Origin of the sequence: Cobetia sp. cqz5-12, from assembly GCF_016495405.1 — a bacterium.
Lineage (GTDB): Bacteria > Pseudomonadota > Gammaproteobacteria > Pseudomonadales > Halomonadaceae > Cobetia.
Map to the genome: position 1 here is coordinate 4,189,013 of NZ_CP044522.1, position 19,995 is coordinate 4,209,007.

Genomic DNA, 19,995 nt, shown 5'->3' on the forward strand with positions numbered 1-19,995 from the left:
CATTTCGCAGCTGGTACTGAAAGGCCGCTGACAACCCTGTCAGCGGCCTTTTTCATTGTGTGGATCCACCGGGTGGAAAAACGAAAACCCCGCTTGCGCGGGGTTCTATAAGCCATCCTCGCTGAGGTGTAATCAGTACTGCAGCACGCTGGCAATGTTGCCACCGCCAGTCTGGGTCACGCTGGAAGCATTCATGGCTCCTGACTGAACGACGTGAGCACGGTTGGCGACGAAGCTCAGGAAACCCCCAGACTGCTGAAGGACATCAGAGCTGTGACCAGATCCCGTCTGCTGGACGCGAGCATGATCATTGAGGCCGGTCTGGGTAATCAGTGAGTCACTGTTGGTACCACCCTGTTCGACGATGGCGTAGTTGGAGTAGCCACTCTGATTGTTGATGGCCAGGTTCTCGCTACCTGTCTGGCTGATATCGGAGTACTGCAGCATGTCGGACTGGTTCACCAGCGCGGTATTGTTCGCATCGCTCTGGTTGACGAGCGAGTCATGAGAGCTGCCATCCTGCGTGACCCGAGCGACTTGATTGGCGCCAGCCTGGGTGACGGTGGAATCGATACGCGATCCGGTCTGGGTCACGACGGCAAGACCCAGCTCACCGGTCTGTGTCACTGTGGAGTTGTTGAAGCGGCCTTCCTGAGTGACCCGTGCGCGATTGTATTCGCCGGTCTGCATCACATCCGAGGCGTGCTGATAGCCGCTTTGGGTCACTCGGGCAATGGCATAACTGCCCTGCTGGGTGGCCGTGGAGTCATTGAATGCGCCTGTCTGAGTCACGACAAGAGTATTTTCACGCCCCGCCGGAGAGCCACTAGCGCCCTGCCACGATTCAGAATGGTTGGCAAAGCCATCCTGAGTGACACGGGTGAGGTGCTTGTAGCTTTTCTGGTTCAGGTCAACGGAATTGTAGACGCCAGTCTGGTTGACGATACCGGTATTGGTGCTGCTGTATTGGGTTGATTCTACCTTGTTGGCGCCACCCAGCTGATTGATGCGAATCGTATGATTGACGCCGTTCTGATAGGTGTTTGCCTTGTTGTAGAGGCCGACCTGATCAATATCACTATCGTGGGAGCTGTCGAGAGACCCACCATCACGTGATGTTTGGCTAACATTGGCCATGTTCATGAAGCCAGTTTGATCGACATCTGCGGTGTTATTGTCTGCCATTGCCTGGGTAGAAAAAGCAATCGCGATAGCCAGCAAGCTCATTTGGATTTTCATGGTTTGTTCCCTTGTGTAGATCATTTTTGATTTGTGTTTTTATTATTGATTTGCTTATGGTCGTACATCCCCTGACATGATGACGGATTGGTTTTTCGTGATCCGCGACATCATGTTGTACTGCTACTGCTCTTTTGTGCCCTTGCCAGAAGGTCGTGTTCGTCATGCAGGATTCTTGACGACATGAAAGTGAGACCCTCTCCTGGCCAGGCAAAATCCGTATTGGTGATTTGACGAAAACGAGTATTCAGCCACCACCTTCGCAAGAACTATCGTCATATAACGATGTCATACGAGCCATCGCGATAAAGATCACTGTTGTATGACCTGGACACGCATATGACCCCGTGAATATTGAGTGATACTTGCCGGTATCTGACTACTGGCCTGTTGTAGAAGTGTGGCGCTTCCCCCGATGCCTGTCTGCTGAATGCTGGCGCTTTGCCCAACACCTTGCTGAATGATCAGTGCATCATGATATTGGCCATGCTGAAGAATGCTGGCCTCATGCAGGGCACCCTCTTGCAGCGTGTATGCCGTGTTTCCATTGCCATATTGGTTGACACCTGCTTCATTCAGGACGCCGCTCTGGCCGATCAGCGAGGCGTTACCATTGCCATGCTGAGTGATCATCGCTGAGTTGTACGTGCCAGATTGCTCGATGACCGCCACCGAGTGGCCGCTTCCCAATTCGGAGGTGGTCGCCAGGTCATTGGCCAAGACCCATAAGCTGAGTGTCAGTGATGAAAAGAAAAGGCAGGCCTGTAGCATTCTTCGTTGTTGATGCTTTGCCAAAACCATGGCGTGAGTCCATCCAGGTGACCGTCTAGGTGCACTAACTATTGGCCTTTATCGAGGCCATCACCATCAGTCCTTTTCGGGTTTATGAGGGCTAGGGATTGCTACTCTTGATGCCTCACTCAATAGCGATGAGTAATGACAAAGGGTGGGCAGATTTTCAGCACCGTTCAGGGTGGTTTTACTGTTGATGGTATTAAGTGCGTAATATTTCATGCTTTATTGTTTTATTTATTTCTCATGTTTGTGCCGATACGAAAAAAGGCAGCCACCTCTTGCGAGGTGACTGCCTTTTGAGGGAGAGAGAATCACCGCGAATACCACGATACTCTCTACGGGGGGCTTGAATGTGGGTTGGCTCTACAACATCGGGGTCGGGGCTTGCAGGTAATCCATCAGCTCTGATGTCTGAAGGCTGTCCGGGTCCTGGAGAACCCAGAGCTGGCGTTCGACGCCTTGTGCTATCAGGTGAATCACGGCAGATTCGATGGCGGACATGACCGCCATCTGTACGGGTTCATTGCTGGTATACCCCGCCTCCATCTCCAGCAAGCGACTGAAATCGATGAAGCGATAGACGCCCGCCCTCAGCTCGCGTGAGTAGATCGTCTTGCTGGTATTGACGTTGGCGATGACCTGCCCCGTGGTGATATCCACAGCCCGCAGATTGACCGTCACCTGGTCCACCTGATACTGACCAGAGGCGCCGATGCCGAAGTATTCCGCACCTGCCCCGCCTGTTCTGACATTGGAGTCGAAGGCAATGATGCCACCCTCGAACAGCAGGTTAGCGGCTTGCAGCGCGGCAAGATCATTCTGGCCCGTGCGCTCCATGTTGGCGCGGATGATCTTGCGCTCTGTCAGCAGGTTCTGCAGTCCCACGCGCTCGAGGGGGATGAACCAGCCGGAGTCCGACAATGCTGCGCTCAGCATGGCGGCGCCGCCCTGGGTGACCGCCGTAGAGAAGGTACTGGCAGGGGCAGGCCGGTACTGCCCCGTCTGGTCACGGAAGTCATAGATGGCGACCGGAATACGTCCGGCGGGAGGTGGCAGACTGATCAGGTCCTGATAGGTGGCGGTTCTTGGCATCAAGGTGCTGGGCACCCCTTCAAGACCCTGAGTATTGGCGACCATCGGCGCACAGCCAGCAAGCGCCAGGCTGGCAACGGCCAGCATGGAAGTGAGTGTCTTCATTGAGCGAAACCCTTCATCAGTAGCGGATCAGAATGTATTGCCTGATGTGCCGAGGTTGATGACGGTGGTTTCACCTGTGGCGCGGTCAAGCACCTGCATGGAGAAACCGCCATTGCCGTTACTGATGACTTCGACACGCAGCTGAGCGCTGTCGATCACGCTGGAACGGCCGGGCTCTGTGGAATCGACAGCATCAGTGATGGCATCGGATACCAGGCTATTGCGAAGGTCGCTGATGAAAAGTTCTGTTTCGGAAAGACTATCGAAGGAGTAGGCATCAGGATCCTCGTGGGTGTCCTGAGCCTGGGCCTTGCCAAGCAGGTAGCTGCCATTGAGAGGATTGCCACCAAAGCTCGGGTTGATGGGCTGATAGATGAGTTCACCGGCATATAGCGGCATCGCCGACAACAGCAACGACACCGCGAGTGTCTGATGCTTCATGATGTTCCCCTGTTCCCTTGCGTATTGTCAGGGTCTCCGTGTCCGGAGCCCATTTATTATGTCGGTCTTCAATACATCAGAATTCGTCACCGGCCATGTCCGGGTCATTGCGCAGGGCTTCCATGACCTTGCGACGCAGGAACTGGTCGGAGACGCTAGATACGGCGGCACTGGCATACATATCCACGTCATTCAGGCGTGGAGGAAGCGTCGCTTCATACAGAACGTTGTTGCCCTCGGTGATCCAGATGAGACTTCCCCAGCGTGCTGAGGGACGTTCATGGATGCTGAGAGATGTGTTGCGGATGGCTGGGCTATCGAGGCGTTGCTGGCTGAACTGGCGGAAGAAGGTCTTGCCGATCATGGTCATGGTGCGATCGATCATCACGCCGCTGAGACCATCGGAGAGCGTAGGGCGCGCGCGCTGAATGGCGACGCCATCTTCTCCCTGAGGGCGAGCCTGCTGCTCTTCACTGGCAACGGATACCTCGGGTCGCACCGCCTCCGGCGCGGATTGCGCGAAGGCGGGCGACAGACTGAAGCATGTCAGTCCCCAGGCGACCACCTGGCGGCTTGTCATGCCCCGGCCGTTCACGACATCTGCGCTCTGCGAGCGATACGTGGGGTGCGCGAGACAGGCATCGCCAGGTTCTGACGTGCCCAGTTCATGGCCTGAATGCGGTTATGCACCTTGATCTTGCGGAAGATGTTGTAGAGATGTGACTTGACCGTGTGTTCACTGACGAACAGCTGGTCAGCAATCTCGGTATTCGAGGCACCCGTGCCCAGCAAGCCGATGATTTCCACCTCACGCTGGGTCAGACCACAGACCGGGCGATAGGCGTTGAGCTGCTGACGGCGGTAGAAATCCAGCAGGCGGGTCATCAGCGGCCGGGACATCCACATGTCGCCTTCCAGCAGTTTCGCGATGCCCTTGCTGATCAGTGAGAGGCTGTCCTGTCGGTAGAACACGCCTTGAAGATGGGTGCTGACCAGCAGGCTGGCAGCTTCCTCTTCATCACTGATGTTGATAGCGGCCAGCTCTGCGCTGGCATCCTGGCTGGCATCTGCATCCCAGCGTTGCATCGTGCCTTCATCGACGTGGTCGGTGTCCAGCAGCACTATCGTTCTTTCTGCCTGCCCGGGTGTGTAATCCTCGTCGGGGCTTGCGGAAGCCACCTGACACTCAAGCTGCTGGCGAATGTAATCCATGAAAAGCGCTGACTGCGGATTGCAGTCAGTCACCAGCAGCACCATTGCGTTCCCTGTAATCATGGTGCGAGACCTCTGAGTTGTCGTACCGATTTTTCTTGGCGGAGCCATATCTGAAGTGTGGTTGGGTGAGTCGTGTAGCACTGCACTCATTCACGTCGGGCATTACGCGCTGAGCACCTTTATAGGATTGCGCGATAGTGGGGATAAGGCAACCTCTAATCAGTACTTGCTAAAATAACCAGTTTATCCTTCCCCTTCAGTCCTGATTTAATCCAGAAAAAGAATAGGAAAAACAGTACGTAAACCTGATGAAAATAGCGCTGGTCATGATGACCCTTCTCGAGAGTGCAATGAAAACCAGACCTTTGCGCTTTTTTTACCAAGGCTTCTGCTGGTCCAAAGGTACCACATTTCTAATGCTGAAAGGCTTCCCTTCAATGTCATTATGTAACCGGCCTTGTCTTTTTGTATCTTCGGATTCAAGGGGCGTCAGGAATGCGACGCAGTACTGCGCATGAGTCATTTCACTATTGAAAAGTGAAGCGCTTACTACGCGTAGCCGGCGTGAGACATGCTCTGTCGCAGTAGTGACCTCATAGGTCCACCTCCTGAAAGAGGTGCTCGCCTAGCGTCACCTGGGCCTCAGGATTCAGGCTCCGTCGTGCGCTTGGGGATGTAAAGGTTGAGGTGCTCGTGGGCCCATTGGATCGCCTGGTGGCGGTTATGGACTCTAATCTTGCGAAAGATATTATATAAATGAGACTTCACGGTGTGCTGGCTCAACATCAATTTATGCGCGATGTCTGCATTACTCTGCTGTGATGCAATAAGTGACAATATTTCCAGTTCCCTTTGTGTCAGTCCCATGACAGGCTGGAACGCAATCTGTTGTTGTTGACGATAATGACGAATCAATGTCTGCATGATATTGCGAGTCAACCAATTTTCATTCTCGAGTATCTTGCCGATACCCTTGCTGATTTGTTCAAGACTGTCCTGACGATAGAAGATTCCGCTGAAGGGAATATTCAGAAGTAGTGAGATGGCATCGTCTTCATGTTCGACATTGAAGGCAGCGATCTTGTCGATATGGCTCCATCGCATCATCTGGGCCAGACTGCACTGGGTGCTGTCGATCAGCACCAGGCAGGGAGATGACGGCAGTGGGGCTTCGTGGTGGCAGGCCTCGACGACACATTTCAGTGTCTCTTGCAGGTACTCGACGAACAGTTCGGTCTGCGGTGAAGGGCTTGTCACGAACAGGACTCTGGTAGCAGTCATGGGGCGCTCCTGTCGCAAGCGTTGGGGGGCTCATCATCAGCAGGCTGAGGCGGAGACATGAATCCACGGTGATTCGATGGTTATCTTGAAGTCTAGTCGAGTGACACCTGGGGGCTGGCGCTGCGCATAGTGTTAGATGGCATAACGCGCATTTCTTTTATTTCCCACTTTAAAGCTATGAAAATCATTGCGTTACGTGGTTTTTTCGGGAGATGTTTACTTGCTTGAGCCGCGAGGCACAGACAAATCCTGCACAGGCATTAGCCCGCGCTGGGGCAGATAGCCTGTATCGGCCTGTCAGTCATCAAGTTGAGCACATGAGTGACATCGGCCCATGACACCATGAATCTCAGTCGCGCCTGGCGCAGACCTCTTGCGTGTACGCACCGGACTCACGCGCTAGAATGGGGTGCTGCAAGCGCCTCGCCCGTGTGACTCACACGCGGCCGCATTCTCGTTGTTCCTATCCCGGAGATTCACATGTCCGCTTCTTCTCTCGTACTGGCCAGTGGCAATGCCGGCAAGCTACGTGAATTTTCCCACCTGCTCGCACCGCTGGGGATCGAACCGATTCCTCAAGGGCAGCTGGGAGTGAGTGACGCCGAAGAGACAGGGCTGACCTTCGTCGAGAATGCGTTGATCAAGGCGCGCCACGCCGCAGAGGTCACCGGCCTGCCGGCATTGGCAGATGATTCCGGGATCGAAGTCGATGTGCTGGGCGGGGAGCCGGGCATCTATTCCGCACGCTTTGCCGCACGGCGTCAGCAAGGTAGCGGTGATGGTGACAATAACGCCGCCCTGTTGGCAGCGCTTGAGGACGTGCCTGAGCAAGCGCGTACGGCGCGCTACTGGTGCGTGCTCGTCTATCTGCGCCATGCGGCAGACCCGGTGCCGATCATCGTTCAGGCCAGTTGGGAGGGGCGTGTCCTTGACGCGCCTCAGGGCGAGGGTGGCTTCGGCTATGACCCGCTTTTCTGGCTGCCGGAGCATGGCATGACCGCCGCTGCCCTGGATGCCGAGACCAAGAACCGTCTCAGCCACCGGGGACGTGCGATGCAACAGTTGCTTGAGGCGCTTGCCGCGCAGAGCGGTCAGGCGTGATGTCCGCCGATAACCTGCCGCCTCTGTCACTCTATATTCACGTGCCGTGGTGCGTGCGCAAGTGCCCCTACTGTGACTTCAACTCCCACGGAGTCGGACGTGATGCCGGCCTGCCTGAAGAGGAATACATCACGGCACTGCTGGCCGATCTCGATCAGGACCTGCAGTTGCTGCAGGATCAGCCCGAGCGTGAATTGCACAGTATCTTCATCGGCGGCGGCACGCCGAGTCTGCTGAGCGGTGCAGCTTACCAGCGACTGTTCGACGGTCTGCGGGCGCGCATGACATTCTCTGCCGACTGCGAGGTCACGCTGGAGGCCAATCCCGGCACGCTGGAACAGGGCCGCTTTGCCGCCTATCGCGCCGCCGGCATCAATCGCTTGTCATTGGGCGTACAGACCTTCCAGCCGGAGCAGCTCGAGGTGCTGGGGCGCATCCACTCCGCTGAAGAAGCCGAGCGCGCGGTGGCCAGTGCACGTGCGGCGGGCTTCGACAATTTCAATATCGATCTGATGCATGGCCTGCCGGGCCAGACACTGGAGACGGCGCTGGATGATATCCAGCGTGCCCTGGCACTCAAGCCGACCCATCTGTCCTGGTATCAATTGACGCTGGAACCGAATACCGAGTTCTATTCGCGTCCGCCGGTACTGCCGGAGGATGACCTGCTGTGGGATATCCAGGATCACGGACACGCCGAGCTGGAGGCTGCCGGTTTCCGTCGTTACGAGATTTCCGCCTATGCCCTTGAAGGGCGCAGCGCGCGTCATAACCTCAATTACTGGAAATTCGGGGATTACCTGGGCATCGGAGCGGGTGCGCACGGCAAGTTGACGTTGTTGAAGACCGACTCGGCAGGGAACTTGAACGGCGAGTTGCAGCTCCAACGACGTTGGAAAAGTCGTCAGCCTGAAGCGTACTTGCGCAGGATGCAGGACCCTCGCGGGTTCGTGGCGGGTCAGCAGGAAATTGACCGCGATGAGCTGGCGCTGGAGTTCATGATGAATGCACTGCGCTTGACCGGGGGTGTCAGCTTCGAGGACCTGCGCCGCACGACCGGGCTGGATCGTGAGGCATTGGAGCCAGGCCTGAGCCAGGCCCGCTCGCGCGGTCTCATCGTTGAGGATGACATGCTGTTGCGCGCCACGCCCCAGGGCTTATTGTTCCTCAATGACCTGCTGGCCATGTTCGACACCTGATTGATCAGGCATTATCGGAGGCATGACGATTATTTGCGCAATTGTCGTCTTGCCTTTAATGAGTGTGTAGATAGGGAGCGTTACCATGAAGAAGTCTGTACTCCTGGCCCTGCCGTTGGCAGCCGCCGTCGCGATGGCGGGTTGTTCCACGACCAATCCGTATACCAATGAGCAGCAGACCTCCAGTGCGGCGAAGGGTGCCGGCATCGGTGCGGTCGTCGGCGCAATCGCCGGGGCGACCAAGAGTGGTAACCATCGTCTCGACAAGGCGCTGATCGGCGCCGCTGCGGGTGCCGCCGCGGGCGGTGGCATCGGCTATTACATGGATGTTCAGGAAGCCAAGCTGCGCGATCAGCTGCAGGGCACCGGTGTCAGCGTGACCCGTGTCGGCGACCAGATCATCCTCAACATGCCGTCCAACGTCACCTTCGGCTCCGACTCCAGCACCCTGTCCGGCCAGATTCAGCCGGTCATGGATGGCGTCATCACCGTACTCAAGGAATACGACGAGACTCGCGTCAACATCGCGGGCTATACCGATTCCACCGGTGCCAGCAACTACAACCAGAACCTGTCTGAACTGCGTGCCCAGGCCGTCGGCAACTATCTGGCCAGTGGCGGCATCGCCTTCAACCGTCTGAACATGCGCGGTTATGGTGAAGCCAGCCCGGTGGCATCCAACGACACTGCCTCCGGGCGCGCCCAGAACCGTCGCGTCGAGATCACGCTGACGCCGATGGAAAGCTGAGACCCATCAGCTGTCATGGCGACATGACGGTGAATGACCACGAGGCCTGCGCATTTGCGTGGGCCTCATTGCTTGGCAAGCACGGCTTTTGGGGTGACAAGTGATCATCTCTGCTATCCTTCAGCCCCTTCGGTGACCCTCTCTGGTTTTCCTCGTAGTCGCCGCCCCCAGATTTCTATCTGCTGCCTCGCTGGAGGTGACAGATACCGCCGTATCAAGGAGGCGCTCTTGCTCGCCTATCAGCACGCCTATCACGCTGGCAATTTTGCCGACCTGCACAAGCACCTGCTCGCCACCACCTTGGCTGAGCAGCTATTACGTAAAGAATCCCCCGTTACGTTTGTCGACACTCACGCTGGTCGTGGCTGGTATCCGCTGGCGGCCCGCGAGACGGAACAGCTGCGCGAATACGAGCAGGGCGTTCTGCCGTTGTGGCAGGTGCGTGATCGCTGGTTGACCGATGCGGGTGAGCCCAAGTCCTCGTCAGCTGAAAAGCCGCTGGCCCGCTGGCTGGCACGCCTGGCGGACATGCAGCCGGATGCCGCCAAGGGCAGCGCCAGCGAGCTGAGCGTCTATCCCGGTTCGCCCTGGTGGCTGAGCCAGTCGCTACGCCGCGGCGATCGTCTGCTGGCCTATGAGCTGCATCCGGGCGAGATCTACCACTTCGATCAGGCACCGGTGCAGCGTGACAGCCTCGGCAAGGTCATGCGTCGTCAGCAGGATGGTCTGTCCGGTCTGTTGGCTGCCGTGCCGGTCACCACGCCGCGCGTCGCTGTACTGATCGACCCCAGCTATGAGCTGAAGAATGATTACCGTGATGTCGCCGAGGTCGTTGTCGAGACCCTGCGAAAATCACGTCATGCCACCATCATGATCTGGTATCCGCTGCTGCCGGCGGGTCGTCAGCATGATCTGCTCGAGCGTCTCAAGAAGCATTCGCCAGCACCGATGTGGCGCAGTGAGCTGACGATCGATTCGCCGGAAGGCGATCACGGCATGTACGGTTCCGGCATGCTGGTGATCAATCCGCCGTGGCAGTTCGATCGTCAATTCTCCACCGCCATGCAGGAAGTGGTCGAGGTGCTCAAGGGCGCGCTGCCGGCACCGCAGTCGGTTGCCGTCGAGCACAAGGGCCTGTGGTGGCTGTCGGAAGAGGTCGCCCGTGCGCGCAGTGAGCCCAAGCCGATGCCGCGTGAGCGACTGCTGGCGCTGCGCAAGCTCAACCAGAAGGTCAAGCGCGACAGCGATGTCGAGGTGACCCAGGCCAAGCCCAAGCGCGAGAAGCTCAAGCGCGGTGAAGGCTGGGCCAAGCCTCGCGTGCGCAATGACAGTGCGACGCCCAAGGCCAAGGGCAAGCGCCATTCCGCGACGGCCAAGCCCAAGACCAGCATCAAGGCGCAGGTCAAGGATGAGGTGCATGGGCATTCCGCGCCGAGTCAGAAGCGCGTCAGCGAGAAGCCCGCCGAGCGCAAGTCGACGGCCGCTGTCGAGCCGACTCGTCCGCGTGGCAAGGGTGAGACGGCTGGCAAGGGAGCGGGCAAGGATTCTGCCAGCTGGAGCGACTGGTCCTCCAGCGTGCCGGGCAAGGGCCGCCGCGAAGGTTCCACGCGGGTCAGCATGCGCAGCACACCGGCGATCGGTCGTGATGGTCAGGTCAACCCGAACAGCACGACCAAGCTGCCCAGAAAGTACGCGGCCAAGCAGCGTCCTGAAGACAACAAGGATGTCGGCAAGCCGCTGGATGCCCGTGAAGCGCGTGCCTTGCGTGAGAAGCAGGAAAGCAATGCCATGAGAGGCAAGGCTGCCAAGGGCGGCGCCAGCAAGGCAAGTTCCGACAAGGCAGCCCCAGGCAAGGACAGCTCTGGCAAGACCACTTCTGGCAAGGCAGCGCCTGGCAAGAAACAGGGCAACAAGCCACGCGGCCCGCGCAAGCCGTGATGGCTGAGATGAACGCAGTACGCTGAGCGTCATATCAAGAGCTCGGACTGACAACGCCCCCACAGGCCATGCCTGTGGGGGCGTTTGCGTCGTGGGGGCTTACATCGTGAGGACGTTTGTATTGTGGTGACCAGTGGCCTGATCAGAGCGCGATGTCTTCTCGCCATAGTCGCCGATAGAGGCCGGATTCTGCCATCAGGGCATCATGGGCCCCCAGCTGGGTGATGCGGCCCTGTTCCAGCACCAGCAGGCGGTCTGCATCGCGCACCGTGGCAAGCCGGTGTGCCACCACGATCAAGGTCACTTCGCCACGCAGCTCATGCAGTGCCTGCTGCAACAGGGCTTCGGTATGGCTATCGATGCTGGCGGTGGCCTCATCCAGCAACAGCACGCGTGGTGTCGTGACCAGTGCGCGTCCGAGCGCCAGCAATTGGCGCTCACCCGTGGAAAGACTCAGGCCGCGTTCGCCCAGCAAGGTGTCGAGCCCCAGCGTAAGACTATCGACCAGCGGCGCCAGATGCGCCTTGTGCAGAACCCGTGACAGGTGCTGCTGGCTGATCTCACGCCCCAGCAGCAGGTTGTCGCGCAGTGTCGTGGCGCGGATGAAGGGCTCCTGCGGGACGACGGCGATCGCGGTAGCGCGTTGCCGAGCCGACCACTCCATCAGCGGACGACCATCGAGCAGCAGCTGAGACGCCGGGGCAGGGCGCTGCCCGCTGAGCAGATCGAGCAGGGTGGACTTGCCGCTGCCCGTCGGGCCGACCACGCCGAGAAACTCACCGCTCTCGATGGCAAGCGTCAGGCCAGTGAGGGCCGGACCCTCCGCACCCTTATGACGGAAACTCAGCTGCTCGAGTTGATAGTGACCACTCGCTATCACGGCATTGTCCGTGTGCCGACGCGTGGCCGCCTGCGCGGCGCGCGTGTCTGGCTCAGGCATCTCGCGTGGGCGGTCCAGGACCTCTTCCAGCCGGCCAGTCGCCACCAGCGCCGACTGGAAGACCTGCAGTCGCTGTGTGATCTGGATCAGGGGCTCGCTGATGCGTCCCAGCCAGGCGATGAACGCGTAGAGCACCCCCAGTTCCGCACCGCCGCCCAGTTCGCGCAGCCCGAACACGGCGACCAGCGAGAGCGTGATCAGCATCGCCATCAGGTCGATAGCCGAACGCAGCAGCAAGCCCGATACCCGTACCGTGCGCATTCTCGCCTGATATTGCGCGACGTTGAGTCGATGGTAGCGCCGACTGAAGCGTTCGGTCTGGTCGCTTGCCTGCAGCACACTCATGCCGCCGATCGCCTCGGCGATTCTGGCATTCTGCAAGGCACGCAGGCGGCGTACCTCGCGCGCAGCGCGCCCGGAGAAGCGCTGATACAGCCAGATCATGCCGATGGAGAGCGGCACCAGCGCTGTCGCGATCATCGCCAGGGTGCCATCCATCAGGGCCATCGCCGACAGGATGCCGATCAACAGCACCACATTGCCGATCAGTGTCGCCAGCACCCCGATATACAGCTCCTTGAGCGACTCGGTATCGTTGGTCACGCGGGCCACCAATTCACCGGCGGCGATATTGTCGAGGGTCGACAGTGGCTGGTGAAGCAGGTGTGTGAAGACTCGCTCACGGATATCGCGCACGCTGGCGAGGGCCAGGCGGGCAAAGCGCAGCTGCTGGAAATAGCGTCCGGCGGCGGCGCCCAGCTGGGTGATCACGTAGATGGCCACCAATCCGGCCAAGGCCTCGGGGGCGAGGTTGCCGGGAATCAGGTAATCATCCAGATAGCGCTGGGTCAGCCACGGGCCGAGCACATCCAGTACGGTCGCCGCGATCAGGATCAACAGCGCGCGCAGGACCTCTGCGCGGCGCCGGCCCAGCGGTCGCCAGAGCAATGCCAGCCGCCGTCGGCTGAGCAGGCGAGTGCCGCTGAGGGTGTCGGGGCATGTCGCGGCATCGTGGCTCATGAGCGCTCCGCCTTGGCATCGTCTTCGCGGTTGACCTGCTGGGCCTGCCATAGTCGCCAGTAGGCACCGCGCGCGGCCAGCAGACTGGCGTGATCGCCCTGTTCCAGGATACACCCGTCCTCGAGCACCAGGATTTTCTGGCAGGCCTGTACGGCAGACAGGCGATGGGAATTGATGATCAGCGTGCGCCTGAGGCCGTGGTGATCGGGTTGCTGCAGGCGCGCGAGAGTCTTCAGCAGGGTGCGTTCGGTGACCTGGTCGACCGCCGACAGGGTGTCGTCCAGCAGCAGGATAGGCGCCTCGCTGAGCAGGCTGCGTGCCAATGCCAGCCGCTGACGCTGGCCGCCGGAGAGTGTGATGCCTCGCTCACCCACCAGCGTTTCCAACTCCTGGGGGAGGCGACGCAGATCCTCCTCGAAGGCTGCTGCGCGCAGCGCCTCACGAATTCGCTCGTCAGAGGCCTCGGGGCAGGCGAGGGCGACATTGTCGGCCACCGAGAGCGCAAACAGGAACGGGTCCTGGGGGACCAGTGAAAACTGCTGGCGCCAGATGGATAGTGTGTACTCACTCGCTTCTCTGCCCCCGAGCGTCAGGACTCCTTGCTCAGGCGTCAGAGGCCAGCTGCGCGACAGCAGACGCAGCAAGGTGGACTTGCCACTGCCGGTCGCGCCGACGATCCCCAGGCTTTGCCCTGCCGTCACCTGCAGGGAGAGGGGCCCCAAGGCACGTTGCTGGCTGCCCGGGTAGTGGAATTCATTGATCTCAAGGCGTAGTGAATGATCACTGACTTCGTCCAGAGTGCCGCCATCCTCAAGGGCTTGCGGCGCGGCATGGAAGGTGGCCAGCCGCCGTGCGGCTGCCGCGCCTCGCTGCAGGATATTCAGGCACCAGCCAAGCGCGAACATCGGCCAGATCAACTGTGCCAGATAGAGCGTGAAGCTGGTTAGTTGGCCCAGGGTGATGGCGTCATCCAGATAGCGCCAGCTACCCACGCCCAGCGTCAGCAGCGTCGCCGCCGAGAGCGCAATGAACACTACCGGATCAAAGGCCGCCTCCAGCTTCTGGACGCGATAATCGACGGCTTCGGCGGCGGCGGCACGCTGAGAGAACCTTGCACCTTCATCCTCCAGCAAGGCATGGCTTCTGAGCATGCGAATGCCGGCGAAGGCTTCCTGGGTCTGGTCATTCAGGTCCGAGAAGCGCTCCAGTGATTCGCGGAAACGCTCTCCGATCCGTCGTGAGATGCGTGCGAAGGCCCAGGCCATGAAGGGGAATGGCAACAAGGCGAGCAGCGTCAGCGGCACATCGATGGCGATCAGCATGATGCCCAGCACCAGCACGAAGGTCATGGCGCCATCGACGCTGGACAGCACGCCTTCCGCGGCGGCCATCTCCACGGCATCGATGTCCTGACTGGCATGCGCCATCAGGTCTCCGGTGCGATGGCGCTGGTAGAAGCCGGGGTCCAGGCGCGTCAGCTTGGCATGGAAGGCATCACGCTGCTCCGTCCCCAGCTGATAGGCGGTGCCGAACAGTGTCACGCGCCAGGCATAGCGCAGTGCATAGAGCGCGAGCCCCGCGCCTACCAGCCACAGCAGGCGGCTCAGCAAGGCGTCGTGGTCGAGGCTGCCGTCACGCAACGCATCGATGGTGGCACCGATCGCCCACGGCAACAGCAGATTCAGCCCCGCGACCCCGATCAGGAAGACGATGGCCAGCAGATAGCGGGGCCAATGGCGGGTGAAGAAGTCGAGCAGCAGGTGGCGCAACGGGGCCTCGGGGAGAGGCCCGGTAGTCAGCTCGGCGGCGGGGGCCGGAGGGAGAGTGGCGCTGGAGTCACGGGACTCACGATGGGCATCCTGCGGTCTGTTCGATGTCGCGCGTCCCGCCATGTCGGCTCCCGGTCTGCCCCTGCCCGCCTCCGCCACTCGGAGGGGTCGGCAGAGGCAGTATAACGAGAGGGAGACAGCCAGACGCAAGCACTGTCGGCAAGAGAGCCCGCCTGCGGGCGGGAGTCAGCTCGGCACGATCACTTCGGTGCGATCACTTGCCAATGCAGAAGCTGCCGAAGATTTCCCCGAGCAGGTCATCGGCGGAGAATTCGCCGGTGATCTCGGACAGCGCCATCTGGGCGGCGCGCAGGTCTTCGGCCAGCAGCTCCCCGGCACCGGCGCCATGCAGCTGGGCGTCGCCGTTGTCGAGGGACTCGCCAGCGCGTTCCAGCGCATCCAGGTGGCGGCGGCGGGCGCTGAAGCGACCCTCTGCCGTGCCGGTGAAGCCCATGATGTCCTTGAGGTGATCGCGCAGCGCATCGAGGCCCTGATTGTCGCGCGCCGAGATGCGCACCACGCTGGCCTGGTGGCGTGCCTGCTCGGCATCGCCATCCTGTGTTGCGGTGATGGCGGTCAGCCCGGGTGTCTCGCCGCTGGTGTCGATCTTGTTGCGGACCAGCGTCAGGCGTGACGGGTCCGGCAGGCGCGCGACGAATTCCGGCCAGATCTCCATCGGATCCGTCGCCGAGGTGGTGGCGGCATCGACCAGCAGCAGGACGCGGTCCGCCTTCTCGATCTCGTCCCAGGCGCGCTGCACGCCGATGCGCTCGACGGCGTCCGGCGTGTCGCGCAGCCCGGCGGTATCGATGATATGCAGTGGCATGCCGTCGAGATGGATGTGCTCACGCAGCACGTCGCGGGTGGTGCCTTCGATATCGGTGACGATGGCGGTGTCCTGCTCGGTCAGCGCATTGAGCAGGCTCGACTTGCCGGCATTCGGGCGGCCGGCGATCACCACCGTCATGCCCTCGCGCATCAGGGCGCCCTGGTTGGCAGCGGCTCGCACGCCCACCAGCTCGGCCTTGACCTCATCGAGGCGCGCCGCGACATGGCCGTCGGCCAGGAAGTCGATTTCCTCTTCGGGGAAGTCGATGGCGGCCTCGACGTAGATGCGCAGCTCGATCAGGCGCTGCACCAGCGCGCTGACGCGCGTCGAGAACTCGCCCTTGAGCGAGCGCAGCGCATTCTCGGCCGCCGCACGTGAACTGGCGTCGATCAGGTCGGCGATGGCCTCGGCCTGGGCGAGATCCAGCTTGTCGTTCAGGAAGGCGCGCTCGCTGAATTCACCGGGGCGTGCCAGACGCGCGCCCAGCTGCACGCAGCGCTCCAGCAGCAGGTCCATGATCACCGGGCCGCCATGCCCTTGCAGCTCCAGCACGTCCTCACCGGTGAAGGAATTCGGGCCCTGGAAGTAGAGCGCGATGCCTTCATCGAGGGCGATGGGGTGGCCCTGGGTATCCAGTCCCATGAAGGGGCCATAGTGGGCGCGGCGTGCCGGCGGGCATTGGCCCAGCATGGCCTCGGCGATGGCCTGACAGGCCGGACCGGAGACCCGGATGATGCCGACGCCACCACGGCCGGGCGGAGTGGCCAGGGCCGCGATGGAGTCAGGCTGGTAGGCGGTAGACATGCACAAACCTCGGGCGCGAAGCCGGAATGAAGATGAAGGAGATGGCCGCTATTGTCGCGGCTGGAGGCCCGTGACAGCAAGCGGGGTGACGGGGGAAGGCGCCTTGCAGCGGGAGTGTCGGCGCAGCCCCCGGAATCAGGGCCCTGAAACGCCACGACCCCCGCCGAGGCGAGGGTCGTGGGTGAGTCATGTCAGGCGAACCCGAAAGGCATCATGCGCCTTTCTTGGTTGGCTCGGCATTCTCGATCTGACGGGTGATGACGTACTGCTGAGCGATCGACAGCGTGTTGTTGACGATCCAGTACAGCACCAGACCTGCCGGGAACCACAGGAAGAAGAAGGTGAAGACGATCGGCAGCATCTTCATGATCTTCGCCTGGGTGGGGTCCGGAGGCGTCGGGTTCAGCTGCTGCTGGATGAACATCGTCAGGCCCATGATGATCGGCAGGATGAACAGCGGGTCCTTCACTGACAGATCCTGGATCCACAGCATGAATGGCGCGTGGCGCAGCTCGACGGATTCCATCAGCATCCAGTACAGGGCGATGAAGACCGGCATCTGGATCACGATCGGCAGACAGCCCCCCAGCGGATTGATCTTCTCCGTCTGGTAGAACTTCATCATCTCCTGGGAGACCTTCTGGCGGTCGCTGCCGTACTTCTCCTTGATGCGCTGCATCTCGGGGCCCATCTTGCGCATCTTGGCCATCGAGCGGTACGCGGTCGCGGACAGCGGGAACAGCACGACCTTGACCAGAACGGTCAGCAGGATGATGGAGGCACCCCAGTTGCCGACCAGCGCGTGGATGTGCTCCAGCAGCCAGAACAGCGGGTTGGCCAGGAACCACAGCCAGCCGAAGTCGACGACCAGTTCCAGGTAGGGAGCGGTCGCTTCCAGCTGGTCCTGATCCTTCGGGCCGACGAACAGGGTCGCGCCGAGCTCAGCCTGCTGACCCGCGGCGATCTGGGTCGTCGGGCTCGCGAAGGCGGCGACATTGCGGTTCTGCTTGTCGACGTTGGCGTAGTAGAGGTTCTTCTGGTTGTCAGCCGGCACCCAGGCAGAGACGAAGTAGTGCTGGATCATGGAGACCCAGCCACCCTGGACGTCGACATTCTTGAAGCTGCCGTCCTGGATGTCTTCGAAATCGACCTTCTGGTAGTGATTCTCTTCAGAAGAGAACGCCGCCCCCAGGTAGGACTTCATGCCCATGCCGCCACCGGTGGACGGGTCCGCGCTGTTGTCGCGGGCCAGCTGACCGATGAAGCGAGCATTGATCGGCTGCTGGGTCTGGTTGTCCAGCAGGTAGTCGACCTTGATCTGGTAGCTGTCCTGGCTGACGGTGAAGCGCTTGATGACCGCAACACCATTGATGTCGGCCTTCAGGTCCACCTGCAGGTTGTCGTCACCCTCGGCAAGGGTGTAGCTGTTGCTGTCGGCAGAGAAGGCGATACGGCCCTTGTGGCCATCCAGTTGCAGGCCGGACTTGGCCACGTAGCTGCGCGACTGATTGTCGGACAGCAGCACGAAGGGCGACTCGGAAGCATTGTTCTGCTTGTGCGCGAGCAGCGCTGCATAGACCACGTCACCGCCCTGCGGATCGATACGCAGGTCCAGCACGTCAGTCTTGACTTCAATCAGGTTGTTGCTCGGGGTGCTTGCTGCGCTATCCGGCGTGGAGAGGCCGGTATCGCCATTGGCAGTCGTGCTGCTGCTTGGGGCTTCAAGGCCTTGCGCAGTGGCATTGGCGGCCTGAGAGGCAACCTGGGGAGCCTGTGTTTCCGCAGCCGGCTGGTCGTAGTCCTTGTTCCACTGGACCACCATCAGATAGGCGACAACCGCAAGCGGAATCACGAGGAGTAATCGTTTGACGTCCATGGTGTATACCCGTTGGAGGGTGAATCAATCTGGCGGGGAGTCAGATGAGTCCGGTCACGAACGGTAGGGCGTATAACGAAAAAAACGCCACATGCCGGACGCACCGGGCAGGTGTCGCGTCAGGCAGGTGGCGTTGACTTGGCCGCTTTCTGGCGTCTGGCGTCCTTCTCCAGACGAGCCCACATGCCGTCCAGCTGGCGATGCAGAGTCTCGTTGTCCAGCTCGGTCACGCCTCGCTTGGCCAGTACGACGATGTCGACGGCCGGAAGGCGCTGCTGGCGGAGGCGAATGGATTCGCGCGTCAGACGTTTGAGGCGGTTGCGATCTACGGCACGGCGCACGTTCTTCTTGCTGAACACCAACCCCAGGCGGGCATGTCCCAGGTCGTTCGGACACGCCAGGGCCAGAAGCCCCTTGCCGTGTACCTTGAGGGTGGTGTGATCGAAGACGTGCCGGTAATCCCCGGCAGTCAGCAAGCGAAGCTGCCGGGGAAATCCCTGACGGGACATCCGGGCCTCGATCAGGCGCTCAGACGCTTACGGCCTTTCGCACGACGACGCTGGATGACCTCACGGCCACCTTTGGTCGCCATACGAGCACGGAAACCGTGTGTGCGCTTGCGCTTCAGGACGCTCGGCTGAAATGTGCGTTTCATAGCTGCTTCTTCCCACGTGGTTGTTTGGAAAAGGTCAACGAATGTTGCCCTGTATCCACATGAGGACAGGGCAGATTGGTCAGGGGCAGGGATTCTAGTGAATCTGCAAGTGGCTTGCAATGTCGCGTTGGAAGTTGTCCACAGCCCGTTCGCGGCATTTGACGACAGATATCGTCTACGCCGCCCGCCATATGGCGCTTCGTGTCTCGCGCGGATCACGCGCAAGGCAGGCCTTCGGGTACAAAATAATTCGATTTGGCGTCTTTGAGCCAACAGGTACCGCTCGCCAGGCAAGCGATCAGCGCTTTTTCTGCGCTCAGTGGGGCTGAGTGATTGGCATCATCCGCCATGGCGATGCGCGGGAAGGGCGCAAGTCCGCTGTTCGGGCGCGAGCCTCAAGGACTCGCGTTTCTGACGAGTGGTTGTGCACTCCCGCCCCCTGGCGTGTCAGGCGTGCCGAAAAGTCGCAGTGGATAACCCGAGATTCTGCCGACGCGATCGCAGCCCCTCGCACCTCGCATGATCCGAAGATCGCGGGGCTGCTGTCATTACTACAAGAAAGTAGTTCTGAATAAGCAATAACTATTAAGGAAGGCAGTTGCTGTGGATAACCTGTTTTTTCCTATCTTGCTCAATTGCATGTCGATAGGACAGCTCTGGCGATAAGTGGTGGGCAACCTGCGTTCAGGCTGTGCATGGTCATGTGCATAACTATCGTCTTGTCCACAGTCGAAATCTTGTGCGCGAATGCTCCCCAGCCTGTCCCGATGCGGATACTTGAAGAATACCGATGTTGTCCACAGTACTTTTTGCGGTAGATGTCGTGTGGATAACTCGTGGCTTGGCCTATACAATGGCCGCCCCTTCGACAACTGGATGTGAGGTCGC

General features: G+C 60.2%; 17 protein-coding genes. 4 read left to right on the forward strand and 13 right to left on the reverse strand.

Annotated features, from left to right (window positions below):
- Positions 1 to 132 precede the first annotated feature (132 nt).
- From F8A90_RS17435 to F8A90_RS17465, 7 genes are all read right to left on the reverse strand, one after another.
- Positions 133 to 1,239, reverse strand: a complete 1,107-nt coding sequence (locus F8A90_RS17435) for a hypothetical protein (RefSeq protein ID WP_200018242.1) — start codon at positions 1,237 to 1,239, stop codon at positions 133 to 135.
- 312 nt (positions 1,240 to 1,551) lie between these two features.
- Positions 1,552 to 2,040 (reverse strand): hypothetical protein, encoded by a 489-nt coding sequence (locus F8A90_RS17440; RefSeq protein ID WP_200018244.1) that lies wholly within the window; start codon positions 2,038 to 2,040, stop codon positions 1,552 to 1,554.
- Between the two features lie 357 nt (positions 2,041 to 2,397).
- Complete coding sequence (locus F8A90_RS17445) at positions 2,398 to 3,231, reverse strand: CsgG/HfaB family protein (RefSeq protein WP_054556370.1); 834 nt, start codon at positions 3,229 to 3,231, stop codon at positions 2,398 to 2,400.
- A gap of 27 nt (positions 3,232 to 3,258) precedes the next feature.
- Complete coding sequence (locus F8A90_RS17450; RefSeq protein WP_054556371.1) at positions 3,259 to 3,672, reverse strand: curli assembly protein CsgF; 414 nt, start codon at positions 3,670 to 3,672, stop codon at positions 3,259 to 3,261.
- 76 nt (positions 3,673 to 3,748) lie between these two features.
- Entirely contained in the window at positions 3,749 to 4,252 is a 504-nt protein-coding gene (locus tag F8A90_RS17455; RefSeq protein WP_200018245.1) for a CsgE family curli-type amyloid fiber assembly protein, read from the reverse strand.
- 11 nt (positions 4,253 to 4,263) lie between these two features.
- Positions 4,264 to 4,947: a LuxR C-terminal-related transcriptional regulator gene (locus F8A90_RS17460; protein ID WP_043331668.1), complete on the reverse strand. Its 684-nt coding sequence runs from the start codon at positions 4,945 to 4,947 to the stop codon at positions 4,264 to 4,266.
- A 582-nt stretch (positions 4,948 to 5,529) separates the two neighbouring features.
- Positions 5,530 to 6,168 (reverse strand): LuxR C-terminal-related transcriptional regulator, encoded by a 639-nt coding sequence (locus F8A90_RS17465; RefSeq protein ID WP_200018246.1) that lies wholly within the window; start codon positions 6,166 to 6,168, stop codon positions 5,530 to 5,532.
- Positions 6,169 to 6,648: 480 nt separating this feature from the next.
- Between F8A90_RS17465 and rdgB the strand changes: the two genes are divergently transcribed.
- The 4 genes from rdgB to F8A90_RS17485 all read left to right on the forward strand — a co-directional run bounded on the left by rdgB (position 6,649) and on the right by F8A90_RS17485 (position 11,154).
- A complete protein-coding gene (gene rdgB, locus F8A90_RS17470) occupies positions 6,649 to 7,269 on the forward strand; it encodes an RdgB/HAM1 family non-canonical purine NTP pyrophosphatase (RefSeq protein WP_200018248.1) in 621 nt (206 codons plus the stop codon).
- Entirely contained in the window at positions 7,269 to 8,468 is a 1,200-nt protein-coding gene (gene hemW, locus F8A90_RS17475; RefSeq protein WP_200018257.1) for a radical SAM family heme chaperone HemW, read from the forward strand. Before rdgB ends, hemW begins: the two co-directional genes overlap by 1 nt.
- A gap of 85 nt (positions 8,469 to 8,553) precedes the next feature.
- Positions 8,554 to 9,216 (forward strand): OmpA family protein, encoded by a 663-nt coding sequence (locus F8A90_RS17480; RefSeq protein ID WP_043331663.1) that lies wholly within the window; start codon positions 8,554 to 8,556, stop codon positions 9,214 to 9,216.
- Positions 9,217 to 9,444: 228 nt separating this feature from the next.
- Entirely contained in the window at positions 9,445 to 11,154 is a 1,710-nt protein-coding gene (locus tag F8A90_RS17485) for a 23S rRNA (adenine(2030)-N(6))-methyltransferase RlmJ (RefSeq protein WP_200018259.1), read from the forward strand.
- 142 nt (positions 11,155 to 11,296) lie between these two features.
- Here F8A90_RS17485 and F8A90_RS17490 read toward each other — a convergent pair whose 3' ends face one another.
- The 6 genes from F8A90_RS17490 to rpmH all read right to left on the reverse strand — a co-directional run bounded on the left by F8A90_RS17490 (position 11,297) and on the right by rpmH (position 19,107).
- Positions 11,297 to 13,114, reverse strand: a complete 1,818-nt coding sequence (locus tag F8A90_RS17490) for an ABC transporter ATP-binding protein (RefSeq protein ID WP_233593376.1) — start codon at positions 13,112 to 13,114, stop codon at positions 11,297 to 11,299.
- Positions 13,111 to 15,006 (reverse strand): ABC transporter ATP-binding protein, encoded by a 1,896-nt coding sequence (locus F8A90_RS17495; protein ID WP_200018263.1) that lies wholly within the window; start codon positions 15,004 to 15,006, stop codon positions 13,111 to 13,113. Before F8A90_RS17495 ends, F8A90_RS17490 begins: the two co-directional genes overlap by 4 nt.
- Before the next feature lie 151 nt (positions 15,007 to 15,157).
- Entirely contained in the window at positions 15,158 to 16,576 is a 1,419-nt protein-coding gene (gene mnmE, locus F8A90_RS17500; RefSeq protein WP_200018265.1) for a tRNA uridine-5-carboxymethylaminomethyl(34) synthesis GTPase MnmE, read from the reverse strand.
- Between the two features lie 211 nt (positions 16,577 to 16,787).
- Positions 16,788 to 18,452 (reverse strand): membrane protein insertase YidC, encoded by a 1,665-nt coding sequence (gene yidC / locus F8A90_RS17505; protein WP_200018266.1) that lies wholly within the window; start codon positions 18,450 to 18,452, stop codon positions 16,788 to 16,790.
- Positions 18,453 to 18,571: 119 nt separating this feature from the next.
- Positions 18,572 to 18,961, reverse strand: a complete 390-nt coding sequence (rnpA, locus tag F8A90_RS17510) for a ribonuclease P protein component (protein WP_052384306.1) — start codon at positions 18,959 to 18,961, stop codon at positions 18,572 to 18,574.
- A gap of 11 nt (positions 18,962 to 18,972) precedes the next feature.
- Positions 18,973 to 19,107, reverse strand: a complete 135-nt coding sequence (gene rpmH / locus F8A90_RS17515; protein ID WP_043331656.1) for a 50S ribosomal protein L34 — start codon at positions 19,105 to 19,107, stop codon at positions 18,973 to 18,975.
- Between the last annotated feature and the right edge of the window lie 888 nt (positions 19,108 to 19,995).

What these genes read in the sequence shown, in the direction of transcription:
- F8A90_RS17435 (WP_200018242.1), bottom strand. Translation starts at nt 1,239, where the DNA reads ATGAAAATCCAAATGAGCTTGCTGGCTATCGCGATTGCTTTTTCTACC.
- F8A90_RS17440 (WP_200018244.1), bottom strand. Translation starts at nt 2,040, where the DNA reads ATGGTTTTGGCAAAGCATCAACAACGAAGAATGCTACAGGCCTGCCTT.
- F8A90_RS17445 (WP_054556370.1), bottom strand. Translation starts at nt 3,231, where the DNA reads ATGAAGACACTCACTTCCATGCTGGCCGTTGCCAGCCTGGCGCTTGCT.
- F8A90_RS17450 (WP_054556371.1), bottom strand. Translation starts at nt 3,672, where the DNA reads ATGAAGCATCAGACACTCGCGGTGTCGTTGCTGTTGTCGGCGATGCCG.
- F8A90_RS17455 (WP_200018245.1), bottom strand. Translation starts at nt 4,252, where the DNA reads ATGACAAGCCGCCAGGTGGTCGCCTGGGGACTGACATGCTTCAGTCTG.
- F8A90_RS17460 (WP_043331668.1), bottom strand. Translation starts at nt 4,947, where the DNA reads ATGATTACAGGGAACGCAATGGTGCTGCTGGTGACTGACTGCAATCCG.
- F8A90_RS17465 (WP_200018246.1), bottom strand. Translation starts at nt 6,168, where the DNA reads ATGACTGCTACCAGAGTCCTGTTCGTGACAAGCCCTTCACCGCAGACC.
- rdgB (WP_200018248.1), top strand. Translation starts at nt 6,649, where the DNA reads ATGTCCGCTTCTTCTCTCGTACTGGCCAGTGGCAATGCCGGCAAGCTA.
- hemW (WP_200018257.1), top strand. Translation starts at nt 7,269, where the DNA reads ATGTCCGCCGATAACCTGCCGCCTCTGTCACTCTATATTCACGTGCCG.
- F8A90_RS17480 (WP_043331663.1), top strand. Translation starts at nt 8,554, where the DNA reads ATGAAGAAGTCTGTACTCCTGGCCCTGCCGTTGGCAGCCGCCGTCGCG.
- F8A90_RS17490 (WP_233593376.1), bottom strand. Translation starts at nt 13,114, where the DNA reads ATGAGCCACGATGCCGCGACATGCCCCGACACCCTCAGCGGCACTCGC.
- F8A90_RS17495 (WP_200018263.1), bottom strand. Translation starts at nt 15,006, where the DNA reads ATGGCGGGACGCGCGACATCGAACAGACCGCAGGATGCCCATCGTGAG.
- mnmE (WP_200018265.1), bottom strand. Translation starts at nt 16,576, where the DNA reads ATGTCTACCGCCTACCAGCCTGACTCCATCGCGGCCCTGGCCACTCCG.
- yidC (WP_200018266.1), bottom strand. Translation starts at nt 18,452, where the DNA reads ATGGACGTCAAACGATTACTCCTCGTGATTCCGCTTGCGGTTGTCGCC.
- rnpA (WP_052384306.1), bottom strand. Translation starts at nt 18,961, where the DNA reads ATGTCCCGTCAGGGATTTCCCCGGCAGCTTCGCTTGCTGACTGCCGGG.
- rpmH (WP_043331656.1), bottom strand. Translation starts at nt 19,107, where the DNA reads ATGAAACGCACATTTCAGCCGAGCGTCCTGAAGCGCAAGCGCACACAC.